15 protein-coding genes are annotated in these 13,626 nt (G+C 73.8%); 9 read left to right on the top strand and 6 right to left on the bottom strand.

The annotated features are described in order from the left end of the window. The first annotated feature begins 76 nt into the window (after window positions 1–76). Both ACTHAM_RS14260 and ACTHAM_RS14255 read left to right on the top strand, forming a co-directional pair. The gene (locus ACTHAM_RS14260; RefSeq protein ID WP_440688672.1) at window positions 77–1,483 is read left to right on the top strand and encodes a cystathionine beta-synthase; all 1,407 of its coding nucleotides are present in this window, start codon (window positions 77–79) and stop codon (window positions 1,481–1,483) included. 93 nt (window positions 1,484–1,576) lie between these two features. Further along, a complete protein-coding gene (locus ACTHAM_RS14255; protein WP_440688590.1) occupies window positions 1,577–2,623 on the top strand; it encodes an acetylxylan esterase in 1,047 nt (348 codons plus the stop codon). A gap of 9 nt (window positions 2,624–2,632) precedes the next feature. On the opposite strand, the gene ACTHAM_RS14250 is transcribed toward ACTHAM_RS14255, so the two are convergent. Continuing rightward, window positions 2,633–3,229 carry a TetR-like C-terminal domain-containing protein gene (locus tag ACTHAM_RS14250; RefSeq protein ID WP_440688588.1) on the bottom strand — a complete coding sequence of 199 codons (597 nt, stop codon included), beginning with the start codon at window positions 3,227–3,229 and terminating at the stop codon, window positions 2,633–2,635. Continuing rightward, window positions 3,222–4,157 carry an alpha/beta fold hydrolase gene (locus tag ACTHAM_RS14245; RefSeq protein WP_440688586.1) on the bottom strand — a complete coding sequence of 312 codons (936 nt, stop codon included), beginning with the start codon at window positions 4,155–4,157 and terminating at the stop codon, window positions 3,222–3,224. The genes ACTHAM_RS14250 and ACTHAM_RS14245 overlap by 8 nt, the downstream gene beginning before the upstream one ends. A 149-nt stretch (window positions 4,158–4,306) precedes the next feature. Here ACTHAM_RS14245 and ACTHAM_RS14240 point away from each other — a divergent pair, with 149 nt between their 5' ends. Beyond that, complete coding sequence (locus ACTHAM_RS14240; RefSeq protein ID WP_440688584.1) at window positions 4,307–4,714, top strand: FKBP-type peptidyl-prolyl cis-trans isomerase; 408 nt, start codon at window positions 4,307–4,309, stop codon at window positions 4,712–4,714. A gap of 102 nt (window positions 4,715–4,816) precedes the next feature. Here ACTHAM_RS14240 and msrA read toward each other — a convergent pair whose 3' ends face one another. Next, entirely contained in the window at window positions 4,817–5,479 is a 663-nt protein-coding gene (gene msrA, locus ACTHAM_RS14235) for a peptide-methionine (S)-S-oxide reductase MsrA (protein WP_440688582.1), read from the bottom strand. 168 nt (window positions 5,480–5,647) lie between these two features. Here msrA and ACTHAM_RS14230 point away from each other — a divergent pair, with 168 nt between their 5' ends. The 3 genes from ACTHAM_RS14230 (at window position 5,648) to ilvA (ending at window position 9,383) form a co-directional block, all read left to right on the top strand. Further along, a complete protein-coding gene (locus ACTHAM_RS14230) occupies window positions 5,648–6,883 on the top strand; it encodes a cystathionine gamma-synthase (RefSeq protein ID WP_440688580.1) in 1,236 nt (411 codons plus the stop codon). Window positions 6,884–6,978: 95 nt separating this feature from the next. Continuing rightward, window positions 6,979–8,187, top strand: coding sequence for an AI-2E family transporter (locus ACTHAM_RS14225; protein ID WP_440688670.1), 1,209 nt, complete (start codon window positions 6,979–6,981; stop codon window positions 8,185–8,187). Continuing rightward, window positions 8,184–9,383, top strand: a complete 1,200-nt coding sequence (ilvA, locus tag ACTHAM_RS14220; protein ID WP_440688578.1) for a threonine ammonia-lyase — start codon at window positions 8,184–8,186, stop codon at window positions 9,381–9,383. The genes ACTHAM_RS14225 and ilvA overlap by 4 nt, the downstream gene beginning before the upstream one ends. A gap of 97 nt (window positions 9,384–9,480) precedes the next feature. Here the strand turns inward: ilvA and greA are convergent, their stop codons facing one another. Both greA and ACTHAM_RS14210 read right to left on the bottom strand, forming a co-directional pair. After that, window positions 9,481–9,969, bottom strand: coding sequence for a transcription elongation factor GreA (gene greA, locus ACTHAM_RS14215; RefSeq protein ID WP_440688576.1), 489 nt, complete (start codon window positions 9,967–9,969; stop codon window positions 9,481–9,483). Window positions 9,970–10,225: 256 nt separating this feature from the next. Next, window positions 10,226–10,678, bottom strand: a complete 453-nt coding sequence (locus ACTHAM_RS14210) for a DUF4307 domain-containing protein (RefSeq protein WP_440688574.1) — start codon at window positions 10,676–10,678, stop codon at window positions 10,226–10,228. An 86-nt stretch (window positions 10,679–10,764) separates the two neighbouring features. Between ACTHAM_RS14210 and mca the strand changes: the two genes are divergently transcribed. From mca to ACTHAM_RS14195, 3 genes are read left to right on the top strand one after another with little or no spacing between them, the layout of a single operon-like run. After that, on the top strand, window positions 10,765–11,622 hold the full coding sequence (gene mca / locus ACTHAM_RS14205) for a mycothiol conjugate amidase Mca (protein ID WP_440688668.1): 858 nt from the start codon (window positions 10,765–10,767) through the stop codon (window positions 11,620–11,622). Further along, window positions 11,619–11,951: a hypothetical protein gene (locus tag ACTHAM_RS14200; RefSeq protein WP_440688572.1), complete on the top strand. Its 333-nt coding sequence runs from the start codon at window positions 11,619–11,621 to the stop codon at window positions 11,949–11,951. Before mca ends, ACTHAM_RS14200 begins: the two co-directional genes overlap by 4 nt. Beyond that, entirely contained in the window at window positions 11,948–12,826 is an 879-nt protein-coding gene (locus tag ACTHAM_RS14195) for a carbon-nitrogen hydrolase family protein (RefSeq protein WP_440688570.1), read from the top strand. Before ACTHAM_RS14200 ends, ACTHAM_RS14195 begins: the two co-directional genes overlap by 4 nt. Here ACTHAM_RS14195 and trhA read toward each other — a convergent pair. Next, window positions 12,811–13,527, bottom strand: coding sequence for a PAQR family membrane homeostasis protein TrhA (trhA, locus tag ACTHAM_RS14190; protein WP_440688568.1), 717 nt, complete (start codon window positions 13,525–13,527; stop codon window positions 12,811–12,813). The two genes, ACTHAM_RS14195 and trhA, sit on opposite strands and share 16 nt — an antisense overlap. Window positions 13,528–13,626 lie beyond the last annotated feature (99 nt).

Here is a 13,626-nt window from a genome sequence, read left to right as displayed (position 1 = left end):
CCTTCCGTCACCGTACGCCGAGGGTGAGAAGATCGACCGTCGTCCCCTGGCCACCAGCGCACCGGAGCCCGCCACCGTGAAGTACGCGAACCACATCTCCGAGCTGGTCGGCGGCACCCCGCTGGTCCGGCTCCACGCCGTCACGCAGGGCCTGTCGGCCACCATCCTGGCCAAGGTCGAGTACGTGAACCCGGGCGGCTCGGTCAAGGACCGCATCGCGCTGAAGATGATCGAGGCGGCCGAGGCCAGCGGTGAGCTCAAGCCCGGCGGCACCATCGTGGAGCCCACCAGCGGCAACACCGGTGTCGGCCTGGCGCTCGTCGCGCAGCGCAAGGGGTACCGCTGCGTGTTCGTCTGCCCCGACAAGGTCAGCCAGGACAAGCGCGACGTGCTGCGCGCGTACGGCGCCGAGGTGGTCGTGACACCCACGGCGGTGCCGCCCGAGCACCCCGACTCCTACTACTCGGTCTCCGACCGGCTCGCGGCGCAGATCCCCGGCGCGTGGAAGCCGAACCAGTACGTCAACCCGAACGGTCCGGCCAGCCACTACGAGTCGACCGGCCCGGAGATCTGGGCGGACACCGACGGGCGCGTGACGCACCTGGTGGCCGGCGTCGGCACGGGTGGCACCATCACCGGCACGGGTCGGTTCCTCAAGGACGTCTCCGCGCAGCGCGCGGCGGCCGACGGTGGTCGCGTGGTCGTCGTCGGGGCGGACCCGCTGGGTTCGGTGTACTCCGGCGGCGACGGGCGCCCGTACCTGGTCGAGGGCGTCGGCGAGGACTTCTGGCCCGCGGCGTACGACCCGAGCGTGCCCGACGAGATCATCGCCGTCTCCGACGCCGACTCGTTCGCCATGACCCGCCGCCTGGCCCGCGAGGAGGGCCTGCTGGTCGGCGGCTCGTGCGGCATGGCCGTCGAGGCAGCGCTGCGCTACGCCCGTGACCTGCAGGAGCGCGACCCGCAGGCCGCCGAGCGGGCCGTGATCGTGGTGATCCTGCCCGACTCCGGGCGCGGGTACCTGTCCAAGATCTTCAACGACTCCTGGATGCGTTCGTACGGGTTCCTCACCGCCGACGAGGGCGCCACGGTGGCCGACGTGCTGCGCACCAAGACGGGCACGCTGCCCGACCTGGTGCACACCCACCCCACCGAGTCCGTGCGTGACGCCATCGAGATCCTGCACGAGTACGGCGTCTCGCAGATGCCCGTGGTGGGCGCCGAGCCGCCGCTGAAGATCGGGGAGGTCGCCGGGTCCGTCAGCGAGCGCGAGCTGCTCGACGCCGTGTTCTCCGGGGCTGCCGAGCTGTCCGACCGGGTGGACCGGCACATGGCGGCGCCGCTGCCGCTCATCGGCGCGGGGGAGTCGGTCACGTCCGCCAAGGACGCGCTGCAGAAGGCCGACGCGCTGATGGTCGTCGACGACGGGCAGCCCGTCGGCGTGCTGACCCGGCACGACCTGCTCGGCTACCTGACCCGCTGACCGCCCCGCCCCGCACCTGCGCGGGCTGTGAGCCCGTCAACCCACCCGCCCACCCGCTGACCCGCAGCGGGACGCCGCGTCCGAAGGAGAACGATGGCCCTGTTCGACCTGCCCCTGCCCGAGCTGGAGCGCTACCTGCCCGAGCTCGACGAGCCCGCCGACCTGGACGCGTTCTGGGCGCGCACGCTGGCCGAGGCCCGATCGTTCGACCTCGACGTGCGTCGCGCCCCGGTGGAGACCGGGCTGAGGCTCATCGACACCGAGGACGTCACGTTCGCCGGGTTCGGCGGCCACCCGATCAAGGCCTGGGTGACGCGCCCGGCGGGCAGTGCCACCTCGGGTGAGCTGCTGCCGGCGGTCGTGGAGTACATCGGCTACGGCGGCGGGCGCGGGTTCGCGCACGAGCACCTGGGCTGGGCGGCCGCCGGGTACGTGCACCTGCTCATGGACACCCGCGGACAGGGCTCGACGTGGGGCACGGGCGGGCACACGGTCGACCCGGTCGGCAGCTCCCCGGCGGTGCCGGGTGTGATGACCCGCGGCATCGAGGACCCGGCCGACCACTACTACCGCCGCCTGATGACCGACGCGGTACGCGCCGTGGAGGCCGTGCGGGCGCTGCCGGGGGTCGACCCGACGCGGGTCACCGTGGCGGGCGGCAGCCAGGCCGGCGGGCTCGCGCTCGCGGCGGCGGGGCTGACCGAGGGGCTGGTCGCGGTGATGCCCGACGTGCCGTTCCTGTGCCACATGCGCCGTGCCGTCGACCTGACCGATGCCGACCCGTACGGCGAGATCGTGCGCTACCTGTCGGTGCACCGCGACGCCGAGGAGCGCGTGTTCGGCACGTTGGCGTACTTCGACGGCATGCACCTGGCCCGTCGTGCCACCGCGCCGGCGCTGTTCTCGGTGGGGTTGCGCGACATGGTCTGCCCGCCGTCGACCGTGTACGCGGCGTACAACCACTACGGGCGCGGCGCCGACGGCCTGGCGCAGCAGCCGGCACGGCAGATCGCGGTGTATCCGTACAACGGGCACGAGGGTGGTCAGGCGCGGCAGTTCGTCAGGCAGCTGGCCTGGCTCGCGGACGTGCTGGACGGCGTGGACCGGTCGGCGCGCGCCGACCAGCTGCCCGTCGGCTGAGGACTCCGCTCAGTCCGCTGCCCGGCGGGTCCGGGAGTCGAGCGCACCGACGAGCCCGTCGACCAGGTACGCGAAGCTGACCTCCACGTCCTCGGGCATGCCGAAGCCGCCGTCGAGCTCGAGCACCACGAACCCGTGCACCGCGGCCCGCACGGCGCGGACGGCGTCGACGCGCCGTGCGGGTGGCACGTCGAGCTCGGCGACGACCTGCTCGACGAGCTCGACGGTGCGCGCGGCAGCGGTGTGCACGTCGATGGCGAGCGGGTCGGTGACCCACTCGCCGGTCTGCGTGGCCAGGTAGCGGCCGGGGTGGGTGCGGGCGTGGGCGCGCAGGGCGTGCGCGGTGGCTCGCAGGGCCGCGGCCCCGTGCTGCCCGGCGACGGCCTGCGTGAGCACGGCGGTGAGCTCGTCGACGCAGGCCGCCGCGACGGCTCGCCGCAACCCGGGCAGGCCGTCGACGTGCTTGTACAGGCTGGGGACGGCGACCCCGGCCCGCGCGGCCACGGCGGACAACGACAGGTCCGCCCAGCCGTGCGGACCGGCGGCGTCGACCTCCTGGAGTGCGAGGGTGACGACGGCGGCGGGGGTCAGTCCGGCCCTAGGCACCGGTGGCCTCGTCCTGCGCCACACGCCCGGCCTCGGCCCGGGTCGGGGCCGGGGCGAACGCGCCGGCGGTGGTGCGCGGCAGCCCGGCGAGGAAGCGCAGGGTCTGCGGCACCACCACGTCGGGCCGCTGGTGGTGCGGGTAGTGCGCCGCGTCGGCCACGGCCACGACGTCCGCGCCGAGCACCTGCGCGATCCACGCGCGTTCGGCGGCGACGTCGGGGAAGTCCGGGTCGAGGTCGCCCACGAACGCCAGCGTGGGGGCGTGCACGTCGGCGAGTCGCGCGGTGACCGGTGCGTGCGTGAGCTGCACGGCCAGGTCGCGGAACGAGCGCAGCCGCCCCGGTTCGCGCAGGTTCGCGCGCAGCGCGGCCAGGTGCGCGTCGAGCCAGGGGCCGCGGGTTCCTCGGGTGAGCGGGCCGCCGTAGTAGGCGGTCCACGCGCGCCCGCCCCAGGGGCGGGCGAACAGCATCCGGTAGGCGGCCCGCATCGCGGCCGCAGCGGGCCTCGGCATCGGGCGGTCGCGCAGCACCGGCCCGACCAGCACGAGCCCGGCGACCAGGTCGGGCCGTGCGGCGGCGACCCAGCACGCGGCGGCGGCGCCCATCGAGCTGCCGAGGAGCACCACGGGCCCGCCGACGGACTCGACGAGCGCGACGAGATCGCTGCCGGTGGCCAGGTCGCCGTGCGTGCGGAACGTGGTGTCCGACTCGCCGTGCCCGCGCAGGTCGGTGCGGACGACGCGGTGGCCGGCGGCCTGGAGCGGTTCGACGAGGTCGCGCCACGTGCCACGCAGGTCGCCCATGCCGGGCACGAGGACCACCGTGGGTGCCGTCTCGGGGCCTTCGCTGGTCCAGGCGATCCGGCCCTCGGGTCGGGGCAGGAACCGGGTGGCGGGCGCGGGTGCGGGGGTGCGCGGTGCGGTGTCCATGCACTCAAAGCTAAAGTCATTAGCCAATGGGGTCAAGGGGACCGCCGAACCGCCCGTGCGTCGCACACCGCGGTCGGGCAGGGCAGGATGGTCCGGTGCGTGCCCCCGGGTGGCGCACCGGACAGATCCGCGAACACAAGGAGCACCTCATGACCGCAGCACTGCCCGAGGCCACGGGATCCTTCGGCGAGAAGCCGACCCTGAGCTTCCCGCAGACGCCTGCCCCCGCCGAGCTCGAGGTCGTCGTGCTCAGCCGCGGCGACGGCCCCCTCGTCGAGGCCGGCGACGACCTCGAGGTGCACTACCTCGGCCAGTCGTGGGGCGGGAACGTCTTCGACAACTCCTACGACCGCGGCTCCTCGATCAGCTTCCCGATCGGCGTCGGCGCCGTCATCGGCGGCTGGGACGAGGGCCTGGTCGGCCAGCAGGTCGGCTCGCGCGTGCTGCTGTCGATCCCGTCGCACCTGGGCTACGGCGACCGTGGCGTCCCGCAGGCCGGCATCCGCGGCGGCGACACGCTCGTCTTCGTCGTCGACATCGTGGGCACCAGCAACTGAGGCACCCCGCGCACGACGAGGCCCGCCGCCCCTCGGGGACGGCGGGCCTCGTCGTCTCAGGCACGGTCCCGCGCGATCGCCCTGCGCCGGACCACGCCACCCTCACACCGGGCTCGGGCACGCCACCCCGGTCGAGTGCACCGGGCAGTACCCCGCCGGGTTCTTCAGCAGGTACTGCTGGTGGTACTCCTCGGCGTAGTAGAACGGCCCGGCGTCCGCCGCCGAGCGGATCTCCGTGGTGATCTCGCCGAACCCGTTGCGCGCCAGCTGCGGGGCGTACGCCTCACGCGTGGCCCGGGCCACGGCCTCCTGCTCGGGCGTCGTGAAGAAGATCGCCGACCGGTACTGCGTGCCGACGTCGTTGCCCTGCCGGAACCCCTGCGTGGGGTCGTGCAGCTCCCAGAACCGGCGCAGCAGCGCCTCGTGCGACAGCACGGTCGGGTCGTAGGCCACCAGCACCGTCTCGGTGTGGCCGGTCATGCCCGTGCAGGTCTCCTCGTAGGTGGGGTTCGGCGTGAACCCGCCCTGGTAGCCGGCGGCCGTGGTCACGACACCGGGGGTCTGCCACATCTCCTTCTCGGCACCCCAGAAACACCCCATCGCCAGGTACAGCACCGCCGTGCCCTCGGGCCACGGGCCCTGCAGCGGGGTGCCGAGCACGGCGTGGGTGGTGGGGACGGTGTAGGCGGGAGCGTCGCGTCCGGGCAGCGCGCGCTCGGGGTCGACCATGCTCGTGCGTAGTGCGGAACCGAAGAGCCAGGCCATCGGTCTGCTCCTTCCTGGCGGGTGCGCCGCCGGTCCGGGGGGCAGGGTCGTCGGACGGCTGCGACCTCGCAGCACCTGCCCGGCCCCGGCGTGTGCAACGGCACCCGTACCCACCCTGTTCCCGTGCCGTCCTCACCTGCGGGTGCAGGCGGACCTAGGCTTGGGTCCGTGAGCACACCCGAGCACGCCACCACGCACGACCTGACGTCCGCGGGCTTCTCGACCCGCGCCATCCATGCAGGTCAGGACCCCGATGCGACCACCGGCGCGGTCGTCCCGCCGATCTACCAGGTCTCCACGTACAAGCAGGACGGCGTCGGCGGCCTGCGCAACGGCTACGAGTACTCGCGCTCGGGCAACCCCACCCGCACCGCGCTCGAGGAGGCGCTCGCAGCCGTCGAGGGCGGTGCGGCGGGCTTCGCGTTCGCCTCCGGCCTGGCCGCCGAGGACACCCTGCTGCGGGCCGTGCTGCGACCGGGCGACCACGTGGTCGTGCCCGACGACGCGTACGGCGGCACGTACCGGCTCATCGCGCGCGTGTTCGGCCCGTGGGGCGTGGAGCACACGCCCGCCGACCTGTCCGACCCCGACGCTGTCCTCGCCGCGATCGAGCCGGGTCGCACCAAGCTCGTGTGGGTCGAGACCCCCACGAACCCGCTGCTCGGCATCGCCGACATCGCCGTGCTCGCCGCGCACGCCCGCGCCGCCGGGGCCGTCCTCGTCGTCGACAACACGTTCGCCACGCCGTACCTGCAGCAGCCGCTGGCCCTGGGTGCCGACGTCGTCGTGCACTCCACCACCAAGTACATCGGCGGGCACTCCGACGTGGTCGGCGGGGCCGTCATCGTGGCCGACGGCGCGCAGCTGCCCGTGGGGCTGACCGGGCCGACGGGCACGACGAGCCTGGCCGACGCCGTGCGGTTCCACCAGAACGCCTCGGGCGCCGTGGCCGGCCCGTTCGACTCGTGGCTGACGCTGCGCGGGCTGAAGACCCTCGCGGTGCGCATGGACCGGCACACGGCCAACGCGCAGGCCGTCGCCGCGCACCTGGCCGCCCACCCCGCGGTCACCGAGGTCATCTACCCCGGCCTGGAGTCCCACCCCGGGCACGAGGTCGCCGCCCGGCAGATGCGCGGCTTCGGCGGCATGGTCTCGTTCCGCACCGGTTCGGAGGAGTCCGCCGTGGCCGTGTGCGGCGCCACCCGGGTGTTCACGCTCGCCGAGTCGCTGGGCGGGGTGGAGTCGCTCGTCGAGCACCCGGCGCGGATGACGCACGGGTCGGTGGCCGGGACGGCGCTCGAGGTGCCGTCCGACCTGGTGCGCCTCTCGGTCGGCATCGAGGATCTGGACGACCTGCTGGCCGACCTCGACCAGGCGCTGGAGCAGGCGGGGCGCGACGCGTGAGCGAGGGGTCCGCCACGCAGACCGGCCCTGAGTCGCCGGTCGCTGCGCAGGTCCTCGACCCGGCCGCCGTCGTACCCGGAGCCCTCGAGCACCCGGTGCCCGAGTCGGTGCGCTCCGCGGCGTCGTGGTCCTGGCGGCTGCTGCTCATCGGCGCGGTCGTCGCCGTGGGGCTCTGGCTCCTCGTGCAGCTCAAGGTCATCGTCGTGCCCGTGCTGGTCGCCCTGCTGCTCACGGTGCTGCTGGCCCCGGTGGTCGGCTGGCTGCACAGGCGAGCCCGGTGGCCGCGTGCGCTGGCGGCCGGGGTCGCGGTGATCGGCATGCTGCTGGTCGTCGCCGGGCTGCTCACGTTGGCCGGTCGCTCGATCGCCAAGGGCTTCGGCGACCTGTGGTCGGAGGCGTCCACGGGCATCGACAAGGTCGCGGTCTGGTTGTCCGAGGGGCCTCTGCAGCTGACGGACGCCGACCTGACCGGGTACCTCGACCGGGCGCAGGAGGCGCTCGGCTCGTCGGCCTCCGGCCTGGTCTCCGGTGCCCTGTCGGTCACCACGACGCTCGGCCACGTGGTCGCCGGCGGGCTCATCGCCCTGTTCTGCACGTTCTTCTTCCTGCTCGACGGCCGCGCGATCTGGGCCTGGGTGGTCGGTCTGCTGCCGCGGCGCTCGCGTGAGCGCGTGCACCAGGCCGGGCGCCGCGGGCTGGTGACTCTCGGGGCGTACACCCGCACGCAGATCCTGGTGGCAGGCGTCGACGCACTCGGCATCGGGCTCGGTGCGGCGATCCTGCAGGTCCCGCTGGCCCTGCCGCTGGCCATCCTGGTCTTCCTGGGGTCGTTCGTGCCGATCGTCGGCGCGATCCTCACCGGTTCGGTCGCCGTGCTCGTCGCTCTGGTGGCCCAGGGGCCCGGCGCCGCGCTGGCGATGCTGATCATCGTGCTGGCGGTGCAGCAGTTCGAGGGCCACGTCCTGCAGCCGGTGCTCATGGGGCACGCCGTCTCGTTGCACCCCGTGGCGGTGCTGCTGGTCGTGGCGGCCGGTTCGTTCGTGGCGGGCATCGTGGGGGCGCTGTTCGCGGTGCCCGTGGCCGCCGTGATCAACACCGTGCTGCTGTACCTGCACGGGTACGACAAGTTCCCGCAGCTGGGCACCGACGACGCCCTGGTGCAGCGTCCGGCCGGCGCGCCCACGGTCCGCCGCAGCATCGTGGCGCTCGAGTCCGTGCTGGCCCCCGACGCCGACACCGACCCTGCGGCCGTCACCGACCCCACCGCCGCGCCGCAGCGCCCCACATCGGACGGCAGGTCATGAACGCCACCATCGACGTGCTCGGCGCCGCACGCCTGCTCGAGGGCGTCGCGCACCGCACTCCGATCGAGCACAGCGAGGCACTGGCCCGCATCGTCGGGGCCGACGTGTGGTTCAAGTGCGAGAACCTGCAACGTGGCGGGTCGTTCAAGCTGCGCGGCGCCTACGTGCGCATGGCGCGGCTGAGCCCGCAGGAGCAGGCGCGCGGCGTGGTCGCGGCGAGCGCCGGCAACCATGCGCAGGGCGTGGCGTTGGCTGCCCGGCTGCTGGGGATCCAGGCCGTGGTGTTCATGCCCGTCGACGCGGCCCTGCCCAAGCTGGCCGCGACCCGCGAGTACGGTGCGCGGGTCGAGCTCGTGGGCCGCACGGTCGACGAGGCGCTGCTGGCCGCCCGGGCGTACGCCGAGCAGACCGGGGCGGTCCTCATCCACCCGTTCGACCACGAGGACGTGGTGGCAGGGCAGGGCACCATCGCGCTGGAGATCCTCGAGCAGGTGCCCGACGTGGCCACGATCGTGGTCCCGGTCGGCGGGGGAGGACTGGCGGCAGGCGTCGTCACGGCCGTCCAGCAGGTACGCCCCGACGTGCAGGTCATCGGTGTGCAGGCAGCCGGGGCGTCGGCGTACCCGGCCTCGCTCGCGGCCGGCCACCCGATCCCCGTGCAGCACATGCGCACCATGGCCGACGGCATCGCCGTGGGCACACCGGGTGCGGTGCCGTTCTCCGTCCTCGCGGCGCACGGCACGCCCGTGCGCACGGTGTCGGAGGAGGACCTCTCGCGCGCCCTGCTGTTCGTCGCCGAGCGGGCCAAGCTGCTGGTGGAACCGTCGGGCGCCGCGGCGGTGGCCGCCCTGATGGCCGCCCCGGGGCAGTTCACCGGGCCGGTCGTGGCGATCCTGTCGGGCGGCAACATCGACCCGATCGTGCTGATGCGGGTCGTGCGGCACGGTCTGGCCTCGGCCGGGCGGTACCTGCAGCTGCGTGTGCGCATCGACGACACCCCCGGGGCCCTGGCGGCGCTGCTGGGCGACCTGGCCGGCACGGGGGGCAACGTCATGCACGTCTCTCATGTGCGGACCGGGATCGACCTGGCCCTGGACGAGGTCGCGATCGACGTGCAGGTCGAGACGAAGGGTCCCGAGCACTGCGCCCAGGTGCTCACGTGCCTGCGCGAGGCGGGCTACCGCCTGGCCGAGTGAGGCGGACCCGTCACCGACCGGTCAGCTGCACGGCCGCCCCGGCGCACGGCGAAGGCCCGGTCCCCGCGCAGGGAACCGGGCCTTCGAGGTCGTGGCGTCAGCCCAGGAACGGCGTGGCGGCACGCACCACGACCGGGATCTCCCGGCCGTTGGGGGCCGTGTACGACACCGAGTCGCCGACCTTGCTGCCGTTGATCGCGGCGCCGAGCGGCGACGTGGGCGAGAACACCTCGATGTCGGCCGACCCGGCGATCTCGCGCGAGCCGAGCAGGAAGACCATCTCGTCGCCGGCCACCTCGGCCGTGACCACCATGCCGGGCTCGACGACACCGTCGTCGGGCGGCGTGCCGATCTGCACGTTGCGCAGCTTGGCCTGCAGCTCGCGGATGCGCGCCTCCTGCTTGGCCTGCTCCTCGCGGGCGGCGTGGTATCCGCCGTTCTCCTTCAGGTCGCCCTCGTCGCGGGCCGCGGCGATGCGCGCGGTGATCTCCGCGCGACCCTCGCCCTCCAGGCGTGCCAGCTCGGCCTTGAGGCGGTCGTAGGCCTCCTGGGTCAACCACGTCGCTGCCGCAGTCGTGTCGGTCACGATCGCTCCTTCCTTCGTGTGCTGCCACCGGATGCGGTGACAGCGTCGTCGTCGTGCTCGGTCCGTGCTCACCCTGCGGCCCACCGTGCGGCCCGCCTGCGCGCGCCGGACCCCCGTGGGCGGGCGTCGGGTGCGCTTGCGCGCGGGCCTCTCGGTCGCGTCAGCCGGACGGTCACGCAGGCGTACGAGCAGGCCGGGGCGGCGGGTGAAACTCCTAGGCTACCAAGGCGCCGTGCGCGACGGGCGAAGACGCCTCTCAGTCGTCGACCGGCTCGCAGCCCAGCACGGTGGCGGAGACGGCCAGCCCGGTGGTGCGCACCGTGGCGGTCACCCGTTGCGTGCGTTCGTCCCCGGGGCCGACCTCGACCGTGCGCACGCCGACCTCGCCGTACGACTCCGACAGCGCCTGCACCCGGCACGTCACGCTCACGCCGGTGTCCTTGGTGACGTCGAACGTGACATCGGTGCTGGTCGCGTCGCCCACGTGGTACCCGACGGTCTTCCACTGCACGGGGTCCTCGAACACACCCCGCGCCATCCACACGCCGAACGCCACGAGCACCACTGCCGCCGCTGCGATCCCCACGGCTCGCCATGCGCGCAGGCGTGCCGAGGGCTGCGTGGGTGCGGTGCCGTAGCGTCCTGCCGGCAGGGCGGTGTCCACGAGGTCCTCCTCGGTGCGTTCGGCCGGGTTCGGCGGGTCGATCACGGTGGGTGCGGGATCATTGTCCTCTGCGACCAGGGGAGTCGTCGCACGACTGGAGGTTTCACGTGACCGGAGAGCGCCTGCGGCTGATGGCGGTGCACGCCCACCCCGACGACGAGTCGAGCAAGGGTGCGGCGACGACCGCGAGGTACGCCGCGGACGGTGTCGACGTGCTGGTGGTGACCTGCACGGGTGGTGAGCGCGGCGACGTGCTCAACCCGTCGTACGGTCCGATCGAGCCGGGCCTGGAGGCCATGCGCGCGGTGCGTCGGCTCGAGATGGCGGCCGCGGCGCAGGCCCTCGGCGTCCGGCAGCACTGGCTCGGCTTCGTCGACTCGGGTCTGCCCGAGGGGGACCCGCTGCCGCCGCTGCCCGAGGGGTGCTTCGCCGCGCAGCCGCTCGAGGTCGCCGCAGCGCCGCTGGTGGCCCTGGTGCGCGAGTTCCGCCCGCACGTGATCACCACGTACGACCCCACGGGCGGCTACCCGCACCCCGACCACGTGATGACCCACCGGGTCGCCGTCGAGGCGTGGGACGCCGCGGGCGATGCGAGCCGGTACCCGCAGGCCGGTGAACCGTGGGAGCCGCTCAAGCTCTACTACAACCACGGGTTCTCCCTGGTGCGGATGCGTGCGGTGCACGACGCGCTGGTCGCCGAGGGTCACCCCTCGCCGTTCGGCGACTGGATCGACTCCCGCATGGCGCGCGAGATCCCCGAGCGCGAGGTGACCACGCGGGTGCCCGTCGCCGAGCACTTCGCCGCCCGTGACGCCGCCCTGCGGGCGCACGCCACGCAGATCGACCCGGACGGGTTCTTCTTCGCGGTGCCACGCGAGCTCGAGGCGCGGCTGTGGCCCACCGAGGAGTACGAGCTGGCCGCCGCGCGCGTGCCCGTCACGCTGCCCGAGGACGACCTGTTCGCGGGTGTGCCGGGAGCCGCCGCGTGAGCGCGGCCCTGGGCGTGGCCCTGTCCACCTCCTTCACGGTGCTCGGCGCGGCCGTGCACTCGGCCACACCCTCACCGAGCCCCTCGGACGTCGTCGTCACCGGCTCGTCGGCCGGATCACCGGGCTTCCTGGGGTTCGTCTTCACGTTCGCGCTCGCGGTGGCGTGCGTGGGCCTGTTCCTGTCCCTGACCAAGCAGCTGCGGGTCGTGGACCGGCGGGCCAAGCAGCGTGAGGAGGACGAGCGTGACGCGCCGCAGGGCGGGGCCGCGCCGGAGGGCGAGGTCGAGCAGGACGCGTCCGGCACGGTGGCGGGCGAGAGCAGCCGGTGAGCCGCCCGCAGCCACCGGTCCGGCCCGCCGTGCGGGTCACGGTGGGTCAGCTGACCGTCACGGACGACCGACCGGCCAACCGGGAGGCCGTGCAGGACGCGTTCGCGACCGCCGAGCGCGCGCGGGCGGACCTGCTGGTGCTGCCCGAGTACGCCTCGAGCTTCGACCCGCGCGGGGTCGGCGAGTCGCATGCCGAGCCGCTCGACGGTCCGTTCGTGCGGATGCTGCGCACGAGCGCGGCGCGCACCGGGGTCGCCGTGCTCGCGGGCACCACGCTGCCCGGGCCGGGCGACGGCCGGGCGGTCAACGCGGTCGTCGGTGTCGACGGTGCCGGCGAGATCGTGGGCGTCTACCGCAAGGTGCACCTGTACGACGCGTTCGGCCACCGCGAGTCCGACCGCCTGGTGCCCGGCCCGGCGGACGCGCCCCCGCTGGTGCTCGAGGTGGGCGGGCTGCGGTTCGGCGTGATGACGTGCTACGACCTGCGGTTCCCCGAGCAGGCACGGCGACTGGTCGACGCCGGGGCCGATGTGCTCGTGGTGCCTGCCGCCTGGGCGGACGGCGAGCTGAAGGCGTGGCACTGGCGCACGCTCGCCATCGCCCGCGCCATCGAGAACACGTGCGCCGTGGTGGCCGTGGGCCAGGCGGGCAAGGGCGTGGTCGGGCGTTCGCTCGTGGTCGCGCCGGACGGCGTGGTCGGCCTGGAGCTCGACGAGCGGCCGGGCGTGCGCACGGTCGACGTGGACGGTGGTGCGCTGGCCGGTGTCCGCGAGCGCAACCCGTCGCTGGCCAACCGGCGCTACGCGGTCGTGCCGTTGCCGTTGCCGGTGACGGGGCCTGCGCCGGTACCGGGCAGTGGTCAGGCGACGGTGTAGGTCGCGATCGACACCGCGATGTAGTGGCACGTGAAGCCGATGACGGTGAGCACGTGGAAGATCTCGTGGAAGCCGAACACCCGCGGGCTCGGGTTGGGCCGCTTGAGCCCGTAGACGACCGCGCCGAGCGTGTACGCCAGGCCGCCTGCGGCCACGAGCCACACGATGGCCATGCCGCCGGTCTTGCCGAAGTCCGGCAGGAACCAGACCGCCACCCAGCCGAGCGCCACGTAGACGGGCACGTAGACCCAGCGCGGCGCCCCGAGCCAGAAGATGCGGGCGAGCAGGCCGAGGATCGCGCCGGTCCACACGATGATCAGCAGCGCACGGGCGGTGCTCGCGGGTAGCAGCAGCACCGACAGCGACGTCGAGGTGCCGGCGATGATGAGGAAGATGTTCGTGTGGTCGAGCCGGCGCAGCACGGCGGCGACCTTGGGCGACCAGTGGCCGCGGTGGTACACCGCGCTGGTGCCGAAGAGCAGGAACGCGGAGATGGCGAACACGGTGTTGGCCCAGCGGGCGGCGGGCGTGGGCGACAGTGCGACGAGCACGATGCCTGCGGCCAGCACGAACGGCGCGACCCCGGCGTGGATCCACCCGCGCAGCAGCGGCTTGACCGCGTCCTTGACGGTGTCGATCGCCTGCTCGACGGCGTGCTCGACGGCACCGAGGGCGCCATCTGTCGGTCGTGCCTGCTCCACGGGAACCTCCGGTCGGAACTGCCGGGTGACGGCAGCGGCCGCGTGCGTGCGGCGTGATTCGTCATGGGTAACCTACGAGCCCGTAGGTTACGGCACCGT

The organism is Cellulomonas soli, from assembly GCF_052036975.1.
Taxonomy (GTDB): domain Bacteria; phylum Actinomycetota; class Actinomycetes; order Actinomycetales; family Cellulomonadaceae; genus Cellulomonas; species Cellulomonas soli_A.
Note: the sequence above shows the minus strand (reverse complement) of the source record. Positions and strands in the feature narration are given on the sequence as shown.

Bases quoted from the DNA above. Each gene is read 5' to 3' on its own strand.
- ilvA (WP_440688578.1), top strand. From the start codon at position 8,184: ATGAACGCCACCATCGACGTGCTCGGCGCCGCACGCCTGCTCGAGGGC.
- msrA (WP_440688582.1), bottom strand. From the start codon at position 5,479: ATGGCCTGGCTCTTCGGTTCCGCACTACGCACGAGCATGGTCGACCCC.
- ACTHAM_RS14240 (WP_440688584.1), top strand. From the start codon at position 4,307: ATGACCGCAGCACTGCCCGAGGCCACGGGATCCTTCGGCGAGAAGCCG.
- mca (WP_440688668.1), top strand. From the start codon at position 10,765: ATGGCGGTGCACGCCCACCCCGACGACGAGTCGAGCAAGGGTGCGGCG.
- ACTHAM_RS14245 (WP_440688586.1), bottom strand. From the start codon at position 4,157: ATGGACACCGCACCGCGCACCCCCGCACCCGCGCCCGCCACCCGGTTC.
- ACTHAM_RS14255 (WP_440688590.1), top strand. From the start codon at position 1,577: ATGGCCCTGTTCGACCTGCCCCTGCCCGAGCTGGAGCGCTACCTGCCC.